Genomic DNA, 17,293 nt, shown 5'->3' on the forward strand with positions numbered 1-17,293 from the left:
CAGCGCTCCTACACGGAACATTCATTCAATGCGTGCCAAGCGAGGGTGTCATGTCAGAACAAGTCTTGATCGATGGGTTCTCCCGGCGCGTGGATTATCTGCGGATGTCGGTCACCGACCGCTGCGATTTCCGTTGCGTGTATTGCATGGCCGAGGACATGCAGTTTCTGCCCCGCCAACGGGTGCTGACGCTGGAAGAGATTTATCAACTTGCACAAAGCTTCGTGGCGCTGGGCACCCGCAAGATCCGCCTGACCGGTGGCGAGCCGCTGATCCGTCCGGGCGTGGTGCAGTTGTGCGAGAAGATCGCCGCCCTGCCCGGCCTGCGTGAACTGTGCATGACCACCAACGGTTCGCAGCTGGCCAAACTGGCCGGGCCGTTGTTCGAAGCCGGGGTCAAGCGCCTCAACATCAGCCTCGATTGCCTGGACCCGCAACGTTTTCGCGAACTGACCCGCACCGGTGACCTGGCGCAGGTCATCAAGGGCATCGACGCGGCCAACCAGGCGGGATTTCGCAACACCAAGCTCAATTGCGTGGTCATGAAAGGCCGCAACGACCATGAGATCAATGATCTGGTGAGCTTCGCCATCGACCGTAACCTCGACATCTCCTTCATCGAGGAAATGCCGTTGGGCACCATCGACGAGCACAGCCGCGCCGAATCGTTTTTCGCAAGTAGCCAGGTCCGCGAACGCATTGCCGAACGCTACACTTTGATTGATTCCGCCGAGTCGACCCAGGGTCCGTCGCGCTACTGGCGCCTGGCCGAGGCGCCGCAGATTCGCCTGGGGTTCATCTCACCCCACAGCCACAACTTTTGCGGCACCTGCAATCGGGTGCGGCTGACCGTGGAGGGACGTCTGCTGCTGTGCCTGGGCAATGAGCACTCCGTGGATCTCAAGGCGGTCTTGCGCAGCCACCCCGGACAGCCCGAGCGCCTGGAAAAAGCCATTATCGAGGCCATGAAACTCAAGCCTTATCGACACAACTTCGAAGTGAACGACGATGTTCAGGTCATTCGCTTCATGAACATGACGGGCGGCTGAAACCCATGATCGTGAGACCCAAACCCAACCTGATCGGCGTGCTGACGTCCCTCAAGGGTTCGATTGCCAAACGCATCGCCTGGCGCAGCCTGATGGTGACACTGCTCGCCTCGGCCATCGTGCTCATCGAAACCTTGCATCCCAGCTACTTTTCCAAGGTCAGCGCCACGCCCTTCACGCTGCTGGGTTTGTCGTTGTCGATCTTCATGAGCTTTCGCAACAACGCCTGCTACGACCGCTGGTATGAAGCGCGCAAGGCCTGGGGCGATGTGATCGTGGAGATCCGCTCGATGATTCGTGAAACCCTGGTGATCAAGGACACCGCTGAGCGCCACACGATCCTCAGCAACCTCTGCGGCTTCGCCCATGCCCTCAACGCGCGCCTGCGCCAGGAAAACGAAATGGCCGCCAGTGGCGACTGGCTGCACCCGATGCCCAAGGGCAACACCACGGACATCAGCGGGCAGATACTGATGCAGGTCGGTCAACAGTGCTCGTCACTCAACGAATCCGGGGCGATCAACGACTGGCGCTACACGCTCATGGCCAACCATTTGACCAACCTGACCCATGCCCAGGCCGTCTGTGAACGGATCAAGAACACCCCGCTACCCTTCCCCTACACCTTGCTCCTGCACCGCACCATTTACCTGTTCTGCATCCTCTTGCCCTTTGCCATGGCCGAACCCCTGGGCTGGCTGACACCGATTTTCACCGCGATTGTCAGCTACACCTTTTTCGGCCTGGATGCGATTGCCGATGAACTGGAAGACCCCTTCGGCCGCGACGAAAACGACCTGCCCACCGATGCCATCGTGCGCAATATCGAGCGCGATGTGCTGGCGGCCCTGGGTGTGACGGAACTGCCACCGCAACTGGAGCCTGTGGATTTTGTGTTGAACTGATACTCAAGAAACACACAAATTCTGTGGGAGCGAGCTTGCTCGCGATAGCGGTCTGCCCGCCAACATCTCTGTTGGATTTGCCGGCCTCATCGCGAGCAAGCTCGCTCCCACAGGGATTGTGGCCGGCCGCAAGGTTGACATTCACTGAAGATCAAAACTGTGGGAGCGAGCTTGCTCGCGATAGCGGTCTGTCTGCCAACATCTCTGTTGGATTTGCCAGCCTCATCGCGAGCAAGCTCGCTCCCACAGGGATTGTGGCCGGTCGCAAGGTTGACATTCACTGAAGATCAAAACTGTGGGAGCGAGCTTGCTCGCGATAGCGGTCTGCCTGCCAACATCTCTGTTGGATTTGCCAGCCTCATCGCGAGCAAGCTCGCTCCCACAGTTTGTTTGCGGAATTCAGAACAGCTCACTGAAGGGAATAAACCGCGCCGTGTCGCCCGCTTCCAGTGTGCAGCCTTCCGGCACTTCCACCAGCCCATCGGCCCAGGATGCGCCCAGCAACACGCCGGAACTCTGGTTCGGATAGAGCACCGCGCGACCGGCTTCGAGTTTCGCTCGCAGGTACTCGCGGCGGCTTCCGGGTTTGGGCCAGGCAAAGCCGACCCTGACCGGGAAGCTCAAAGGCTCGACGTCTTCGACCCCCTGAATCCGCAACAGATAAACCCGGGCCAACAGACCGAAAGTGACCAACGCCGAGGTCGGATTGCCCGGCAGGCCAATCACCGGCACGCGGCCGAAGTGGCCCACGGTCAATGGCTTGCCGGGTTTGATCGAGAGTTTCCACAGCAACGGCTTGCCGCACTCGCGCAGTACCTGGCCGAGGCAGTCGGCGTCACCGGCGGACACGCCGCCCGTGCTGAGCATCAGGTCCGTCGTGTGTTGCAGTTGTTCGAGCTTGAGTCGCGTCTGGCGTGGCTCGTCGGGGAGAATGCCGGCCTCGATGACCTCGCAACCCAACGCATTCAACCAATGGCTCAACAATGTGCGGTTGCTGTTGTAGATGCTGCCGGGCTTGAGCGGTGTGCCCGGATCGACCAGTTCATCGCCGGTGGACAGCAACGCCACCCGTGGTCGCCGCACGACCTGCACATGGGTGCAGCCCTGCGCTGCCGCGACCGCCAGTTCGAACGGACCGATACGCTTGCCGGCGCGCAGCAGCACATCGCCGACGCGGTTCTCCTGACCTTGCGGGCGGATGTTGCTGCCGGCGCTCAATGGCTGCTTGAAGCGGATACGTCCGTCATCCAGTACTTGCGTGTTCTCCTGCATCTCCACGCCGTTGGCACCTGGCGGAACCGGGGCGCCGGTGAAGATGCGCGCGCAGGTTCCCGGTGCCAGTGCTTGGGGGGCGTGACCGGCAAATACCTGTTGCGACACGGTCAGCGGTGCCCCGTCCCAACCGTCGACATTCAGGGCATAGCCGTCCATGGCGCTGTTCGGCCACGGCGGCAGATCGAGGGTCGCCACCAGGTCATTGGCCAACACCCGTTGCCGTGCGGCACTGAGCGGCACCGCTTCACTGTCTTCAATCCACTGTGCCTCGGCCATTGTCAGCAACCGTTCGATGGCCTCCTCCACCGGCATCAAGGGTGAATAGCTCATCCGCGCGTCCCGCAAGCCTGCATAGGCTTGAGGTGCGGTACGAAATTGCACGGCCGGTGGCGCGCGTCGAGTTGCTCGGCGAGGATGCCTTCCCACGCGGTGCGGCAGGCGCCCGTGGAACCCGGCAGGCAGCAGACCAGCGTGCCATTGGCCAGCCCGGCCAATGCTCGGCTCTGCACCGTCGAGGTGCCGATGTCGAGGATCGAAATCGCCCGGAACAGCTCACCGAAGCCTTCGATCTGTTTATCCAGCAAACAGGCCACTGCCTCAGGTGTGCTGTCGCGGCCGGTAAACCCGGTGCCGCCCGTGATCAGCACCACCTGGATACCGTCGTCGGCAATCCAGTTCGCCACCTGCGCGCGGATCTTGTACAGGTCGTCCTTGAGCAGGTTGCGCTCGCTGAGGGTATGGCCGGCTTCCAGCAAACGACTGACGAGTAATTGGCCGGAGGTGTCATTGGCATATTCGCGGGTATCGCTAACAGTCAACACGGCAATATTCAGGGGTATAAACAATGCATCCGGTTTGACGCTCATGGGGTTCTCCGGCAGATATTGATTAAATGACTTCCGGAGACTAATTCGATAATTCAAGCCGTGTCTAATCACTCTAACCAACCAGACTATCGAGCCAATCTATCAATATAAAAAGACCAGAAACAACAGCAATGATAGAGCCCGTCGATAACACCTTAGATAGTAGTGATTGGACGCACACCGAAGACAATGAGATCGTCTCGGCTCACGATTTCTGCCTCGCCTTGTGTCTTGCGCACCTGAGTCAATACTTAACCCTTCACTCCCCGCCAGCAGGTGCCGTCATGGACATCAAACAACTCAAGTTCCTGATCGCCCTGGAGCAGACCCGCCACTTCGGCCAGGCGGCCGCGCGCTGCCACATCACCCAGCCCACGCTGTCGATGCGCCTGCGCAACCTGGAGGATGAACTGGACCTGGTGCTGGTCACCCGAGGCCAGCGCTTCGAGGGTTTTACCGAGGCCGGCGAACGGGTGCTGGCGTGGGCCAGGACCCTGCTGGCCGCCCACGACGGGCTCTTCGCCGAGGCCGCCGCGTGCCGGGGTCAGCTCGTGGGCAACCTGCGCCTGGGGCTGGTACCCCTCAGCAGCTTCAATCCGGTCACCTACATCCAGGGCCTGTCCCGCAGCTTTCCCGAGCTCAAGTACAGCCTGTCGTCTTTAAGTTCCGACCAGATCATCGAGGGCCTTGGCAACAATCAGCTGGACCTGGGCGTGTGCTACCTCGATCACGTCAACCCGAGCTATTTCGAGTTTTTCGAGATCGGCGAAACCCGCGTCGGCCTGCTGTACGACAATCGCCACTTCCATTTCGACGGCATGCAAATGAGCTGGGAGGACGCCGCCGAACTGCCGCTGGGGATGCTCAGCAACGGCATGCACTACCGCAAATCCATCGACCTGAGCTTTCGCAGCCGCGGACTGGACCCGCAACCGATCCTGGAAAGCGATTCGACTTACCAGTTGCTGCAGGCGATTCACGAGGGTTTCTGCTGCGCGATCATGCCGCTGGACAGTGGCCTGGAAGAGCCCATTGAACACCTGGCGTTCATCGAATTGCCGGATGCCAGCGTACTCGCGCCCCTGGGCCTGGTGATGCGCAAGACCGAACCGCGTTCGGCGATTGCCGAAAAGTGTTTCGCCGAAGCACGAACGTTATTCAGCCGGACTGACTGATCAAGTTTCGGTTTTAAAAAAAACCGAACCGGACATGTTTGCCCAGTTTGATAGACATCACCAATCGGCACATCGGAACAAGCGATTGGACGCTGTTTAAAGTTACCCGTAGCCTGAACTTAATTCAGCGCTTCGAGGTTATTTTCATGTTGTGCCAAGTTGAACAAACCGATGTTCGAAGCGACACCAATGCCCCCGCGCCCCAACCGTTGAGTGTGAACTTTCGCGAGTACGACAACGCCGCGTCAGTCTGTCAGGCGGCGCTGGCATCAGAGATTGCCCTGGCAATCACCTACAACGGTCTGAGTCAGGCGGTGATGATGGTGTCGCCGGGCAACCTCGAAGATTTCATCCGTGGCTTCAGCGTCAGCAACGACATCGTTGAGGACCAGAGTGAAATCTACGACTTGCGCCTCACCCGATTCGACCAGGCCGTTCAAGCCGACGTGCAGATCTCCAGCCGCGCATTCTGGGCGCTGAAGAACCATCGTCGGCAAATGGCCGGCACCAGTGGTTGCGGGCTGTGCGGTGTGGAAGCGCTGGAGCAGGCCCTGCCGAAACTGGAGATTCTCGAGTCGGTTGCCCTGCCGCCCGCCGAACATTTCATCGACATCCGCAACCGCATCGAACAGGCCCAACAAATGGCCCGCAGCAGCGGTGCGCTGCACGCGGCGCTGTACTTCGCCCCCCAAGGCAACGCGCTGATCTGCCGCGAAGACATTGGCCGCCACAACGCGCTGGACAAGTTGATCGGTGCCCTGCAACACGCCGGCATCGACAGCCGTTACGGCTTCACCGTAGTCACCAGCCGTTGCAGCCTCGAACTGATCCACAAGGCCGTCAGGGCCAGGCTCGGTACGCTGGTCAGTCTGTCGGCACCCACCGCCCTGACCGTGCAATGGGCAATCAAACATCGCCTCAACCTGATTCACATCCCCCACCGCAACGCATCACGCATTTACAGCCCGGCATGATGCCTTCACCTGATCACCGCGCTGGCAAGCGCAGGAAACTCCCATGACAGACATTTCAGATGCATCGCCCAATGGCCTGACCCACCTCGACAGCCAGGGTCGCGCCAACATGGTCGATGTCAGCGAAAAAACCTCGACGCTGCGTGAAGCCCAGGCCCAGGCCTGGGTGCGGATGCGCCCGGAAACCCTGAAGCTGATTCAAAGCGACGGACACCCCAAGGGCGACGTATTTGCCGTGGCGCGGATCGCCGGAATCATGGCGGCAAAGAAAACCCGTGAGCTGATCCCGCTGTGCCACACCCTTCTGCTCAGTTCGATCCACGTCGAACTCAAGGCCTGCACTCCGGACAGCGTGAAAATCCTCGGTACGTGCCGCGTCGAGGGCCAGACCGGGGTCGAACTCGAAGCCCTGACCGCCGTCAGCGTGGCGGCGCTGACCCTCTATGACATGTGCAAGGCAGTGGATCGAGGCATGGTCATCGATGACGTCCGCCTGCTGAGTAAACAAGGTGGCCGCTCCGGTCATTTCAAGTTCGAGGACGCACAATGATCCTGATCAATTACTTCGCCCGTTACCGCGAGCAGCTCAACCTGGGCGGTGAAAAACTGCCCCTGACTGACAGCCTCAAGACCATCGAGGACGTGCGCCGACTGCTGATGGCTCGCGGTGAGGTGTGGAGCCATGTGCTGGGTGAAAGCAACCTGATGTGTGCGCTGAACCAGGAGCTGTGCCATCCAGACCGGGTGATCGAGGACTATGACGAGATCGCCTTTTTTCCACCGGTCACCGGGGGTTGAGACATGACGGTTCGGGTCCAGCGTGAAATGTTCGACGTCGGCCGGCTGATCGACAGCCTGCAGGCAAACGATCCGGGCGTGGGTGCCGTGGTCAACTTCGTCGGCTATGTGCGCGACATCAATCAGGGTGAGGCGGTCAGCGGGTTGTTTCTGGAGCACTACCCGGGCATGACCGAACGGTCGCTGCAAAAAATCGTCGACAATGCCAGGACCCGATGGCCATTGAGGGCCGTGCAGATCGTGCATCGGATCGGCCCGTTGTCGATCAGCGAGCCGATCGTGTTTGTCGGCGTCAGCAGCCCCCATCGTCAAGCCGCTTTCGAAGCCTGTGCATTCATCATGGACTACCTGAAAACCGACGCCCCGTTCTGGAAACGCGAAGACGTGGCGTCCGGCGCACGCTGGGTCGATGCCCGTGACAGCGACCGGTCAGCCGTCGAGCGCTGGGCAGATAGGCCACATGAGGCGGCTATGCAACGCGCTCCGGCCTAGCTACAGTCATCGGCTCAAAGCTTTTCTGCACAAGGAGTTTCCGCTTGAGCCCCACGCCCTCCCCGATCACGCAACAGGATGTACTGCAACCCCGGTCCATCAGCCTGCGCGAGGCCTTCCTGTTCTGGCTCAAGCTTGGTTTCATCAGTTTCGGCGGGCCGGCGGGGCAGATTTCGATCATGCATCAGGAGCTGGTCGAACGCCGGCGCTGGATCTCCGAGCGGCGCTTTCTGCATGCCCTCAACTACTGCATGTTGCTGCCCGGGCCAGAGGCTCAGCAGTTGGCGACCTACATCGGCTGGCTGATGCACCGGACCTGGGGCGGTGTGATCGCTGGCGTGCTGTTTGTATTGCCTTCGCTGTTCATCCTGATTGCGCTGTCCTGGGTGTACATCGCCTTTGGTGACGTGCCCGTGGTCGCCGGACTGTTCTACGGGATCAAGCCTGCGGTCACGGCAATCGTGGTGCAGGCGGCTCACCGGATCGGCTCGCGGGCGCTGAAGAACGGCTGGTTATGGGGCATCGCCGCCGCGTCCTTCGTGGCCATCTTCGTGCTCAATGTGCCGTTTCCGTTGATCGTGCTCGGCGCGGCGGTCATCGGTTATTTCGGCGGGCGACTGGCACCGGAAAAATTCAGGACCGGTGGCCACAGCGCTGCGAAACGCTCCTACGGCCCGGCAGTGATCGACGACGACACCCCAACCCCCGGACACGCCCGCTTCAGTGGCTGGAAACTTGCGCGCCTGGCCGTGATCGGTGCGATCTTGTGGACACTGCCCATGGCCATGCTCACCGCACTGTTCGGCTGGGAAGGCACGCTGACCCAGATGGCCTGGTTCTTCACCAAGGCCGCGCTGCTGACCTTTGGCGGCGCCTACGCGGTGTTGCCGTATGTCTACCAGGGCGCGGTCGGCCACTACGGATGGCTGACACCGACGCAGATGATCGACGGCCTGGCGCTCGGTGAAACCACGCCGGGTCCGTTGATCATGGTTGTCGCCTTCGTCGGTTTTATCGGCGCCTACGTGCATCAGGTCTTCGGCCCGGATCAGGCCTTCGTTGCCGGCGCCATCGCCGCGACGCTGGTGACCTGGTTCACCTTCCTGCCCTCGTTCCTGTTCATCCTCGCCGGCGGGCCGTTGGTGGAATCGACGCACAACGAACTCAAGTTCACCGCGCCACTGACGGCCATTACGGCCGCCGTGGTGGGCGTGATACTCAACCTGGCCTGTTTCTTTGCCTACCACGTGCTGTGGCCCAAAGGCTTCGAAGGAGCACTGGACTGGCCTTCGCTGCTGATCGCGATAGTCGCGGGCGTTGCATTGCTTGGATTCAAGCGCGGGGTGATCGAGGTGTTGATCGGCTGCGGGTTGATCGGCCTGGGTGTGCACCTGATGTTCTGAATCAAACATTTACACGCGCCGCAATCCTCCCTAGTATCCAGCCATCCCCCGGATGGCTTGTGCTACTGGCCACCGACGATTTCCGCCGCCGGAAACCTGCGCCATGCGTACTTTGCCGTCAGAACAGCACCTGCTGAACCTCTCGATCCAGGCCACCTCGCTGCTGGCCGTGGACGGCATTGCATGAAGCGCATCGTCAACCTGCCCATGGCCCTGCGCCGCTCCAAACTGCGTCACTCCGCACGTCCGCCGGATAGCGCCCTGCTCGCCTGATCGGCGAGCCCCCTCCTTCGCTATCCCTGCGTTTGCTCAGCGTATGCAATCCCTGTGGGAGCGAGCTTGCTCGCGATAGCGGAGTGTCATTCGACATCAACGTCAATGACACTCCGCTATCGCGAGCAAGCTCGCTCCTACAGGTTGCGCACTTCGACTGACTGGCATTGGTTTCTCCCAATTCTGCCTGGACACCGACATGACTCAACGTTGCAATTCCTACTACACCGCCACCCTCAACCAGGACACCGATTACCCGACGCTGCAAGGCCGGCACCGGGTTGACGTGGTGATCATCGGCGGCGGTTTCACCGGCGTGGCCACCGCCGTCGAGCTGGCGGAAAAAGGCCTGAAGGTCGCCATCGTCGAAAGCCACAAGATCGGCTGGGGCGCCACCGGGCGCAATGGCGGCCAGGTCACCGGCAGCCTGTCGGGCGATGAAGCCATGCGCAAACAGATGCGCCGCACCATCGGTGATGAAGTCGATGATTTCATCTGGAACCTGCGCTGGCGCGGGCACCAGATCATCCAGCAGCGCGTGGAAAAATACGGCATCGCCTGCGACCTCAAGCACGGTCACCTGCACGCGGCGTACAAACCCGCGCACATGGTCGGCTTGCGCAAGGATTACGAAGAGGCGGTGCACCGCGGCATGGGCGACGAGGTCAGCCTGCTCGACCGCAGCCAGGTGCGCGATCTGCTGCAAAGCGACCTCTACCACGGCGCGATCAAGAACACCCGCAACATGCACCTGCACCCGCTCAACCTGTGCATCGGCGAGGCCCGCGCAGCCGAAAGCCTCGGTGCGTTGATCTTCGAGAACAGCGAAGTGCTGGAGATCATCCATGGGGACACGCCTGGAGTGCGCACCGCCCACGGATACATCGACGCCAACCAGGTGCTGCTGGCCGGCGACGTCTACCACAAGCTGGAACCGGGCAAGCTCAAGGGCAAGATTTTCCCGGCCATGGGCGGCATCGTCACCACTGCGCCGCTGGGCGATCTGGCCAGACAGATCAACCCCGAAGACCTGGCGGTCTATGACTGCCGCTTCGTGCTCGATTACTACCGCCTCACCGCTGACGGTCGCCTGTTGTTCGGGGGCGGCGCCAACTACAGCGGCAAGGATTCGCGCGACATCGCCGCCGAGCTGCGTCCGTGCATCGAGCAGACCTTCCCGGCGCTCAAAGGCGTGGCCATCGATTACCAGTGGAGCTGCGCGATGGGCATCGTGATCAACCGCATCCCACAACTGGGCAAGCTGTCGGACAACGTCTGGTATTGCCAGGGCTACTCCGGCCACGGCATCGCCACCACCCACATCATGGGCGAAATCATGGGCCGTGCGATCACAGGAAAACTGGAACAGTTCGACACCTTCGCCGCCTGCCAGCACATCCGCGTGCCCATGGGCGACCTGCTCGGCAACCCGATGCTCGCCGCCGGCATGTGGTACTACCAGATGCTTGAGCGACTGCGCTGAGGTTACTGGCCAATACATTCAACATGGATGTTGTTTGTGCTGGCCAGGAGATTTTTGGTCGACATCGATTCCTGTAGGAGCGAGCCTGCTCGCGATGGCGGTGTCTCATTCAGCAGTGATGTCGGCTGAAAGTACGCCATCGCGAGCAAGCTCGCTCCCACAAAGACCCACTCAAGCCTGCACCACCTCGATCCCCAGCGCCCGGTAATCTTCAACATTGCCAGACGCCACATGCCGTTCGGTGATCAGCGTGTGCACGCGGTTGCAAGGCGCGACGACAAAGGGTTCCACCGCCCCGAGTTTGTCCGCCGTGGTGACGGCAATCACGTGAGAGGCACAGTCGAGCATCGCCTGTTTCACCGGCACCTCATCAAAATGCAGTGAGCTCAAGCCCACCTGCGGGTGAATCGCGCAAACCCCGGTAAACAGCAGATCGGCCTTGATGCCCGCCAGCAACCGCAGGGTTTCGTGACCGCTGGCCGACATCGTCGCCGGGTTGAGCTGGCCGCCCGCCAGAATCACCTTGGCGCCTTTGTATTCGGACAAGGTGATGGCGGTCATCGGCGACGCGGTGATCGCGGTAATGGCAATGTCCGCCGGCAGCGAACGCGCGATCTGCAAGGTGGTAGTGCCGGAATCGAACACTACGATCTGACCGTCTTGCACCCGTCGCGCAGCCAGTTGCGCCAGATGGGTTTTCACCTCATCGGTTTCACTGATCCGGGTGAAATAGTCCTTGCCCGTGTCCTTGGGACGCGGCAACGCCCCGCCGTGTACCCGCTGCACCAGGCCGACACTGGCCAGTTCCGCCAGATCCCGGCGGATGGTGTCTTCGGACACCGCGAAATGCTGGCTCAACTCCGAGGTCATGACCTTGCCGTCTCGTTCGAGGATCAACAGGATTTTTTGCCGGCGTACGGATGGAAGTTCGGCAGCGGAATGGTTATCGTGCATGTTTTTGCCCGTTTATGCGTGAAATTGCGCTCTTCGGCGAGATTAGCCAAAGCACGGGACAAACACAAACGGGCGGCCGGGCAAACACCTCCAAGTATCATTTTTTTCGATCTTTCAAATCATTACGCCGAATTTTTTATTTTGCTGTGACCTGTTCAAGATGGCGCCGTCACTCATGTTTCGGATGGAAACCTCATGAATATCAATTTTGCTTTTGCGTGCATGATCGTGGTCTCGTTCACGATTGCGCTGGTTCACGCCTGACCGACAGGTCGTGAGACGTCAAGTTGTGCAAGGTCGCGGTAAAACGCCTGACAGATCAGAAATATGCTCTATAACCAGTGGTGACACGATTTCCGATCAGGGGAACTGGAAGACTCCTCCGGAAGTTGATCTCTAAAAAAGCTGCGGACAATTGAGTGCCCGCCAGGAGACACCACCCATGAAAGCTCTGAAAATCGCCGCCAGTGATGGCGCCTCCGAATGTTTCCTGAACGCCCGGGAGGTAGTCCCGCTTAGTCAAACCGACTTCACCGACGTCGCCGTGGCGGTGGTGTCGGTCAATGATGTGTTGGCTGGAGCGTTGGACGTCATTCAGCGCACCGGTTTTGATGTGCCGATTTTCCTGGTGCCTTCCCCCGGCACCAGCACCCGCCCCCGGGAAGTCTACAAACACCTCAATGACGTGCTGCTGCAGGTGAACGGCATCTTCGACCTGTCCCCCAGTAACGTCGAATACCATGGCAACCAACTGGAGACAGCGGCCAAAGCCTATGAAGAAAGCCTGCTGCCGCCCTTCTTCGATTCGCTCAAACGGTACACCGAGGCGGCCAACGCGACCTTTGCCTGCCCCGGTCACCAGGGCGGCCAGTTCTTTCGCAAGCATCCGGCGGGGCGACAGTTTTTCGATTTCTTCGGCGAAACGCTGTTTCGCGCCGACATGTGCAACGCCGACGTCAAGCTCGGCGACCTGCTGATCCACGAAGGCCCGGCGCTGCTGGCGCAGAAACACGCCGCGCAGGTGTTCAACGCCGACAAGACCTACTTCGTGCTCAACGGCACCTCGGCGTCGAACAAGGTGGTGACCAACGCCCTGTTGACCCCCGGCGATCTGGTGCTGTTCGACCGCAACAACCACAAATCCAACCACCAGGGCGCGCTGTTGCAGGCCGGCGCCACGCCGGTGTATCTGGAAACCGCGCGCAACCCCTACGGCTTCATCGGCGGCATCGACGCCCACTGTTTCGACGAAGACTATCTGCGCGAACTGATCGCCGAAGTCGCCCCGGACAAGGCGCAACTGCCACGGCCGTTCCGCCTGGCGATCATTCAACTGGGCACCTATGACGGCACCGTCTACAACGCCCGGCAAGTCGTCGACCGCATCGGCAAGCTGTGTGACTACATCCTGTTCGACTCGGCGTGGGTCGGCTACGAGCAGTTCATCCCGATGATGAAAGACTGCTCGCCGCTGTTGCTCGACCTCAACGAGAACGACCCGGGCATCTTCGTCACCCAGTCGGTGCACAAACAGCAGGCCGGTTTTTCCCAGGCTTCCCAGGTGCACAAAAAGGACCGCCACATCAAAGGCCAGGCGCGCTATTGCAACCATCACCGGCTCAACAACGCGTTCATGGCCCAGGCGTCCACCAGCCCCTTCTACCCGCTGTTCGCTTCGCTGGATGTGAATGCGCGCATTCACTCGGGCCGCAGCGGCCTGCGCCTGTGGGAAGACTGTGTGAAGTTCGGCATCGAAGCGCGCAAGTTGATCCTCGAAGCCTGCACCATGGTCCGGCCGTTCGTGCCGGATACCATTGAAGGGCGCGCCTGGGAAGACTATCCAACCGAAGACATTGCCAATGACATCCGCTTCTTCGAGTTCCACCCCAAGGACCGCTGGCACGCCTTTGCCGGCTACGCCGAGAAGCAGTACTTCATCGACCCGTGCAAGTTGCTGTTCACCACGCCGGGCATCGACCCGGTGGATGGCAGCTACACCGACTTCGGCATTCACGCCGGCATCCTGGCCAACTTCCTGCGCGAGAACGGCATCGTTCCGGAAAAATGCGACCTCAACTCCATCCTGTTCCTGCTCACCCCGGCCGAAGACTGGGCGAAGATGACCCACCTGGCCGCGCAGATCGCCCGCTTCGAACGCTTCATCAGCGATGACGCGCCGATGAGCCGGGTGCTGCCGGCCATCTACGCGCAGCATCAGGAGCGCTATCGCAACTACACCATTCGCCAGCTCTGCCAGGAAATGCACGACCTGTACCGCCACCACAATGTGCAGCAGTTGCAGAAGGACATGTTCCGCAAGGAACACTTCCCGAAAAAGGCCATGAACCCGCAGCAAGCGCAAATCGAGTACATCCGCGGCAACGTCGAACTGGTGGCGTTGGCGGATGCCGACGGGCGCATTGCGGCCGAGGGTGCGTTGCCTTATCCGCCGGGGGTGCTGTGCGTGGTGCCGGGTGAAATCTGGGGAGGCGCGGTGCTCAAGTACTTCCTGGCCCTGGAAGAAGGCATCAACCGCTTGCCCGGCTTCACGCCGGAGCTGCAGGGTGTGTATCTGAAGCAGGAAGGCGGTCGTACCCGGGCGTATGGGTACGTGATCAAGGCCTGATGGCATGCAGCAGGAGCTGGCGTGGGCCGGCTCCTGCCCAATGCATCGATCAGAATTTTTCCGGGATGTACTTGAACGGATAGTTCGGATCCCGATAGTTTCCGGGACTTTGGCGTTTGGGCAGTTTCACTTTTGCCCGCGGTATTTCTTCATAAGGAATACTGTTCAGCACATCACTGATGATGTTCAGTCGCGCCCGTCGCTTGTCATTCGAGTTGGCGACCCGCCACGGGGCGAATTCGGTGTCGGTGAATTTGAACATGTCGTCCCGGGCACGGGAGTAGTCGTACCAGCGGTTATAGGACTTGAGGTCCATGGGTGACAGCTTCCAGATCTTGCGCCCGTCGGTGATACGCGACTTGAGGCGTCGGGTCTGCTCCTCCTGGCTCACTTCAAGCCAGTACTTGATCAGGATGATTCCCGATTCGACCAGTGCCTGCTCGACGCGCGGCACCCCGGTGAGAAAGGTGTGCACCTGCTCGTCGCTGCAGAACCCCATGACCCGCTCGACACCGGCGCGGTTGTACCAGCTGCGATCGAAGATCACCACTTCACCGGCCGCCGGCAGGTGCGGCAGATAACGTTGCACATACATCTGGCTTTTTTCCCGCTCGGTCGGTGCCGGCAGCGCCATCACCCGGAACACCCGCGGACTGACCCGTTCGGTCAGTGCCTTGATTGTCCCGCCCTTGCCGGCGCCATCACGGCCCTCAAAGACGATGCAGACCTTGGCGCCCGAGTGCTGCACCCACTCCTGCAGCTTGACCATCTCGACATGCAGCCGCGCCAGTTCCTCGAGATAATCCTTGTTCTTGAGCTTGCCGCTTTCGACCGGTTTGCTTTTGGTTGCCGCCTTCTTCTTTGCCATGCCCGTTACCTCCTTCAATGCGTCACATAGCGTCCGGAGTGCCCCCGGCCGCGTTCATTGCGCGTCGACTGCGCTGATAATGTTCAACCGCCTGTTCCAGGTTCAGGAACATGCGCGCCTCGCCCAGCACATGGCCCAGGGGTGCCTTGATGACCATGTCCCATACGCCCGGACTCATGCCCACCAGCCACAGTGAAATGCCTTTCTCACTCATGCGCTGCTCCGCGCCGGTGAGCATTTTCAGCGCGGTGTATTCCAGGTCGAACACACTGCGCAGGTCCAGGACCACGACCTTGGGATTCGCCACGTCAATCAGCGGCCGGATCTTGTCGGCGATGCGCTCGGCATTGGCGAAGAACACCCGTCCTTCGGGCCTGAGCAACAGCAATCCGTCAAAGTGTTCGTCGTCTTCGTTGTCGGTGGCCTGCGGACGATAGACGTTGGTACCGGGCTTGCGTCCAAGTACGTGCACGGGCGGGTCGGAGACCTGGTAGGCCAGGGCCAGCAACGAGACGATAATCGCCACGACGATCCCTTGCAGCGTGCCCAGCAGCATCACGCCGATCATGGCCACCACGGCCCAGGCAAATTCGGTACGGCGAACCGACAGGATTTCGCGAAATTGCGCCGGTTCGATCAAACCCACCGAATACACGATCACCACGGCGGCGAGCGTGGCGTTGGGCATCAGGCCAATGAGCGGTGCCAGCAGCAGGCAAGTGCCCAGCGCCAGTGCGGCGGTGACCAGTGCGGCCAGTTGCGAACGGGCGCCGGCCAGGCGGTTCACTGCCGTCTGGGTGGTCCCGCCACCGGCGACCATGGCCCCGAGAAACGCGCCACCGATGTTGGCAACGCCTGTGGCCAGCAGTTCCCGATTCGGTTGTGGCGCGGGCTCGTCACTGCGGGCGAAAGCGCGCCCCGCCGCGATGGTTTCGGTGAAACTCATCAGCGCGATACCCATCGCCGAGGACCACAGGGTTTCGGCCATCGACCAAACCGGCAGGGTCGGTGCGGGCAATCCGATCGGCACCACGCCCACGGCGGACACACCAAAGCGCTCCAGGCCAAACAGGCTCATGCCGATGATGCCAAGCGCCACCGCAATCAAAGGTGCGGGCAGCCGGGGCGTAAAACGCTTCATGCCCACCAGCAGCAGGACCATGAACACACCGACCGCCACGGTCGGCAGCGAGGCATGGCCGACGCTCTGGACCGTGGCCACCAGATTGTGCAGGAAGCCGCCTTTGTCGATGTGCGTGCCCAACAGCTTGGGCAACTGGTCGAGCACAATGACCACGCCGATGCCGGCCTTGAAACCCACCAGTACCGGCTCGGAAATGAAATTGGCGACGAAACCCAGGCGCAGCAACCCCGCGACAATCAGGATCGCGCCCACCATCAGGGCCAGCGTGGCGGAACCGGCGAGCAAGGTCGCCGCATCGCCATCGGGGCTGATCTGGCCCAACGCGGAGCCGGCAAGAATGGCCAGGGTGGTCGTGGTGCTGACGCTAAGCGGGCGCGACGTGCCGAGCACGGCATAGATCACCATCGGTACCAGCGCCGTGTACAGCCCGACCTGCACCGGCAGGCCGGCAATGGTGGCGTACGCCAGCGCCTTGGGAATGACCACGGCCGCTGCCGTCAGCCCGGCGACCACATCGCTGCGCAGCCAGTCTGGCCGGTAGCTGCCGAGCCACTCCGGGATCAACAGGCTGCGCAAGGTTCTCCGCTGTGGAGTGCCTGGAATCCGCTCTTGCGGATGGCTGCCTTGTTGATTCATCGGTCACTCCAGTGGCAAATCTTCCATGCGGATGATGAGTGGGCTCGACAGACCGCACAATCCTTTAACTGCACGCGCAACCATTGCAAACCCTCAAAGGCATCGAAGCGCGTGTGCCGGCGGGCAATCAGCTCAGGTTGAGGAAATTCCAAGGGTGGGGCATGGGTTGAATACACCGGCAAACGTCCGGGCAATCGGGCTCGGTAGATTACAAATGTAGCCGGTTTGCGCGGCGATGAAGGGATTCGTTGATTGAGCCCGAACACCTCCAACACGTCCTTCCTGAAAGTGGAAGCCTCGTATGGACGACGTCATGAAAGCGATAAATGAGCTATACCCGCTAATTCTCCCCATTGCAGTTCTTCAACTCAG

The 17,293-nt window shown here is 60.8% G+C and carries 15 protein-coding genes; 10 read left to right on the plus strand and 5 right to left on the minus strand.

Annotation, left to right across the window (positions count from 1 at the left end):
• Nucleotides 1-50 precede the first annotated feature (50 nt).
• Together moaA and AC1RDQ_RS00360 are read left to right on the plus strand one after the other, a co-directional pair.
• Nucleotides 51-1,049: a GTP 3',8-cyclase MoaA gene (gene moaA / locus AC1RDQ_RS00355; protein WP_154908571.1), complete on the plus strand. Its 999-nt coding sequence runs from the start codon at nt 51-53 to the stop codon at nt 1,047-1,049.
• A 5-nt stretch (nt 1,050-1,054) separates the two neighbouring features.
• Nucleotides 1,055-1,954 (plus strand): bestrophin family protein, encoded by a 900-nt coding sequence (locus tag AC1RDQ_RS00360; RefSeq protein WP_492585862.1) that lies wholly within the window; start codon nt 1,055-1,057, stop codon nt 1,952-1,954.
• Nucleotides 1,955-2,353: 399 nt separating this feature from the next.
• Here the strand turns inward: AC1RDQ_RS00360 and AC1RDQ_RS00365 are convergent, their stop codons facing one another.
• Complete coding sequence (locus tag AC1RDQ_RS00365; protein ID WP_492585864.1) at nt 2,354-3,559, minus strand: molybdopterin molybdotransferase MoeA; 1,206 nt, start codon at nt 3,557-3,559, stop codon at nt 2,354-2,356.
• The gene (moaB, locus tag AC1RDQ_RS00370; protein ID WP_150814417.1) at nt 3,556-4,095 is read right to left on the minus strand and encodes a molybdenum cofactor biosynthesis protein B; all 540 of its coding nucleotides are present in this window, start codon (nt 4,093-4,095) and stop codon (nt 3,556-3,558) included. The genes AC1RDQ_RS00365 and moaB overlap by 4 nt, the downstream gene beginning before the upstream one ends.
• Nucleotides 4,096-4,379: 284 nt before the next feature.
• Between moaB and AC1RDQ_RS00375 the strand changes: the two genes are divergently transcribed.
• The 7 genes from AC1RDQ_RS00375 to AC1RDQ_RS00405 all read left to right on the plus strand — a co-directional run bounded on the left by AC1RDQ_RS00375 (nt 4,380) and on the right by AC1RDQ_RS00405 (nt 10,693).
• Complete coding sequence (locus AC1RDQ_RS00375; protein WP_223502058.1) at nt 4,380-5,270, plus strand: LysR family transcriptional regulator; 891 nt, start codon at nt 4,380-4,382, stop codon at nt 5,268-5,270.
• 146 nt (nt 5,271-5,416) lie between these two features.
• Nucleotides 5,417-6,244 carry a formate dehydrogenase accessory sulfurtransferase FdhD gene (gene fdhD, locus AC1RDQ_RS00380; protein ID WP_492585866.1) on the plus strand — a complete coding sequence of 276 codons (828 nt, stop codon included), beginning with the start codon at nt 5,417-5,419 and terminating at the stop codon, nt 6,242-6,244.
• Between the two features lie 43 nt (nt 6,245-6,287).
• A complete protein-coding gene (gene moaC, locus AC1RDQ_RS00385; RefSeq protein WP_492585868.1) occupies nt 6,288-6,794 on the plus strand; it encodes a cyclic pyranopterin monophosphate synthase MoaC in 507 nt (168 codons plus the stop codon).
• On the plus strand, nt 6,791-7,042 hold the full coding sequence (moaD, locus tag AC1RDQ_RS00390) for a molybdopterin converting factor subunit 1 (protein WP_090456136.1): 252 nt from the start codon (nt 6,791-6,793) through the stop codon (nt 7,040-7,042). The genes moaC and moaD overlap by 4 nt, the downstream gene beginning before the upstream one ends.
• A 3-nt stretch (nt 7,043-7,045) precedes the next feature.
• Nucleotides 7,046-7,534 (plus strand): molybdopterin synthase catalytic subunit MoaE, encoded by a 489-nt coding sequence (gene moaE, locus AC1RDQ_RS00395; RefSeq protein ID WP_492585869.1) that lies wholly within the window; start codon nt 7,046-7,048, stop codon nt 7,532-7,534.
• Between the two features lie 44 nt (nt 7,535-7,578).
• Entirely contained in the window at nt 7,579-8,937 is a 1,359-nt protein-coding gene (gene chrA, locus AC1RDQ_RS00400; protein ID WP_090456140.1) for a chromate efflux transporter, read from the plus strand.
• A 472-nt stretch (nt 8,938-9,409) separates the two neighbouring features.
• Nucleotides 9,410-10,693 (plus strand): NAD(P)/FAD-dependent oxidoreductase, encoded by a 1,284-nt coding sequence (locus tag AC1RDQ_RS00405; protein WP_492585871.1) that lies wholly within the window; start codon nt 9,410-9,412, stop codon nt 10,691-10,693.
• A gap of 171 nt (nt 10,694-10,864) precedes the next feature.
• On the opposite strand, the gene AC1RDQ_RS00410 is transcribed toward AC1RDQ_RS00405, so the two are convergent.
• Nucleotides 10,865-11,647 carry a DeoR/GlpR family DNA-binding transcription regulator gene (locus AC1RDQ_RS00410; RefSeq protein WP_492585873.1) on the minus strand — a complete coding sequence of 261 codons (783 nt, stop codon included), beginning with the start codon at nt 11,645-11,647 and terminating at the stop codon, nt 10,865-10,867.
• A 442-nt stretch (nt 11,648-12,089) separates the two neighbouring features.
• Between AC1RDQ_RS00410 and speF the strand changes: the two genes are divergently transcribed.
• The gene (gene speF, locus AC1RDQ_RS00415) at nt 12,090-14,273 is read left to right on the plus strand and encodes an ornithine decarboxylase SpeF (RefSeq protein WP_090456145.1); all 2,184 of its coding nucleotides are present in this window, start codon (nt 12,090-12,092) and stop codon (nt 14,271-14,273) included.
• A 49-nt stretch (nt 14,274-14,322) separates the two neighbouring features.
• On the opposite strand, the gene ppk2 is transcribed toward speF, so the two are convergent.
• Nucleotides 14,323-15,141, minus strand: a complete 819-nt coding sequence (gene ppk2 / locus AC1RDQ_RS00420) for a polyphosphate kinase 2 (RefSeq protein WP_090456147.1) — start codon at nt 15,139-15,141, stop codon at nt 14,323-14,325.
• 22 nt (nt 15,142-15,163) lie between these two features.
• A complete protein-coding gene (locus AC1RDQ_RS00425; protein WP_492585875.1) occupies nt 15,164-16,921 on the minus strand; it encodes a SulP family inorganic anion transporter in 1,758 nt (585 codons plus the stop codon).
• Between the last annotated feature and the right edge of the window lie 372 nt (nt 16,922-17,293).

This window comes from Pseudomonas sp. GW823-FHT02E01 (genome assembly GCF_058797535.1).

Excerpts from the sequence above, each read along its gene's own strand:
- fdhD (WP_492585866.1), top strand. The coding sequence starts at position 5,417 with ATGTTGTGCCAAGTTGAACAAACCGATGTTCGAAGCGACACCAATGCC.
- moaD (WP_090456136.1), top strand. The coding sequence starts at position 6,791 with ATGATCCTGATCAATTACTTCGCCCGTTACCGCGAGCAGCTCAACCTG.
- moaC (WP_492585868.1), top strand. The coding sequence starts at position 6,288 with ATGACAGACATTTCAGATGCATCGCCCAATGGCCTGACCCACCTCGAC.
- AC1RDQ_RS00365 (WP_492585864.1), bottom strand. The coding sequence starts at position 3,559 with ATGAGCTATTCACCCTTGATGCCGGTGGAGGAGGCCATCGAACGGTTG.
- ppk2 (WP_090456147.1), bottom strand. The coding sequence starts at position 15,141 with ATGGCAAAGAAGAAGGCGGCAACCAAAAGCAAACCGGTCGAAAGCGGC.
- moaE (WP_492585869.1), top strand. The coding sequence starts at position 7,046 with ATGACGGTTCGGGTCCAGCGTGAAATGTTCGACGTCGGCCGGCTGATC.
- speF (WP_090456145.1), top strand. The coding sequence starts at position 12,090 with ATGAAAGCTCTGAAAATCGCCGCCAGTGATGGCGCCTCCGAATGTTTC.
- AC1RDQ_RS00425 (WP_492585875.1), bottom strand. The coding sequence starts at position 16,921 with ATGAATCAACAAGGCAGCCATCCGCAAGAGCGGATTCCAGGCACTCCA.
- AC1RDQ_RS00375 (WP_223502058.1), top strand. The coding sequence starts at position 4,380 with ATGGACATCAAACAACTCAAGTTCCTGATCGCCCTGGAGCAGACCCGC.
- AC1RDQ_RS00410 (WP_492585873.1), bottom strand. The coding sequence starts at position 11,647 with ATGCACGATAACCATTCCGCTGCCGAACTTCCATCCGTACGCCGGCAA.
- moaB (WP_150814417.1), bottom strand. The coding sequence starts at position 4,095 with ATGAGCGTCAAACCGGATGCATTGTTTATACCCCTGAATATTGCCGTG.
- moaA (WP_154908571.1), top strand. The coding sequence starts at position 51 with ATGTCAGAACAAGTCTTGATCGATGGGTTCTCCCGGCGCGTGGATTAT.
- AC1RDQ_RS00360 (WP_492585862.1), top strand. The coding sequence starts at position 1,055 with ATGATCGTGAGACCCAAACCCAACCTGATCGGCGTGCTGACGTCCCTC.
- AC1RDQ_RS00405 (WP_492585871.1), top strand. The coding sequence starts at position 9,410 with ATGACTCAACGTTGCAATTCCTACTACACCGCCACCCTCAACCAGGAC.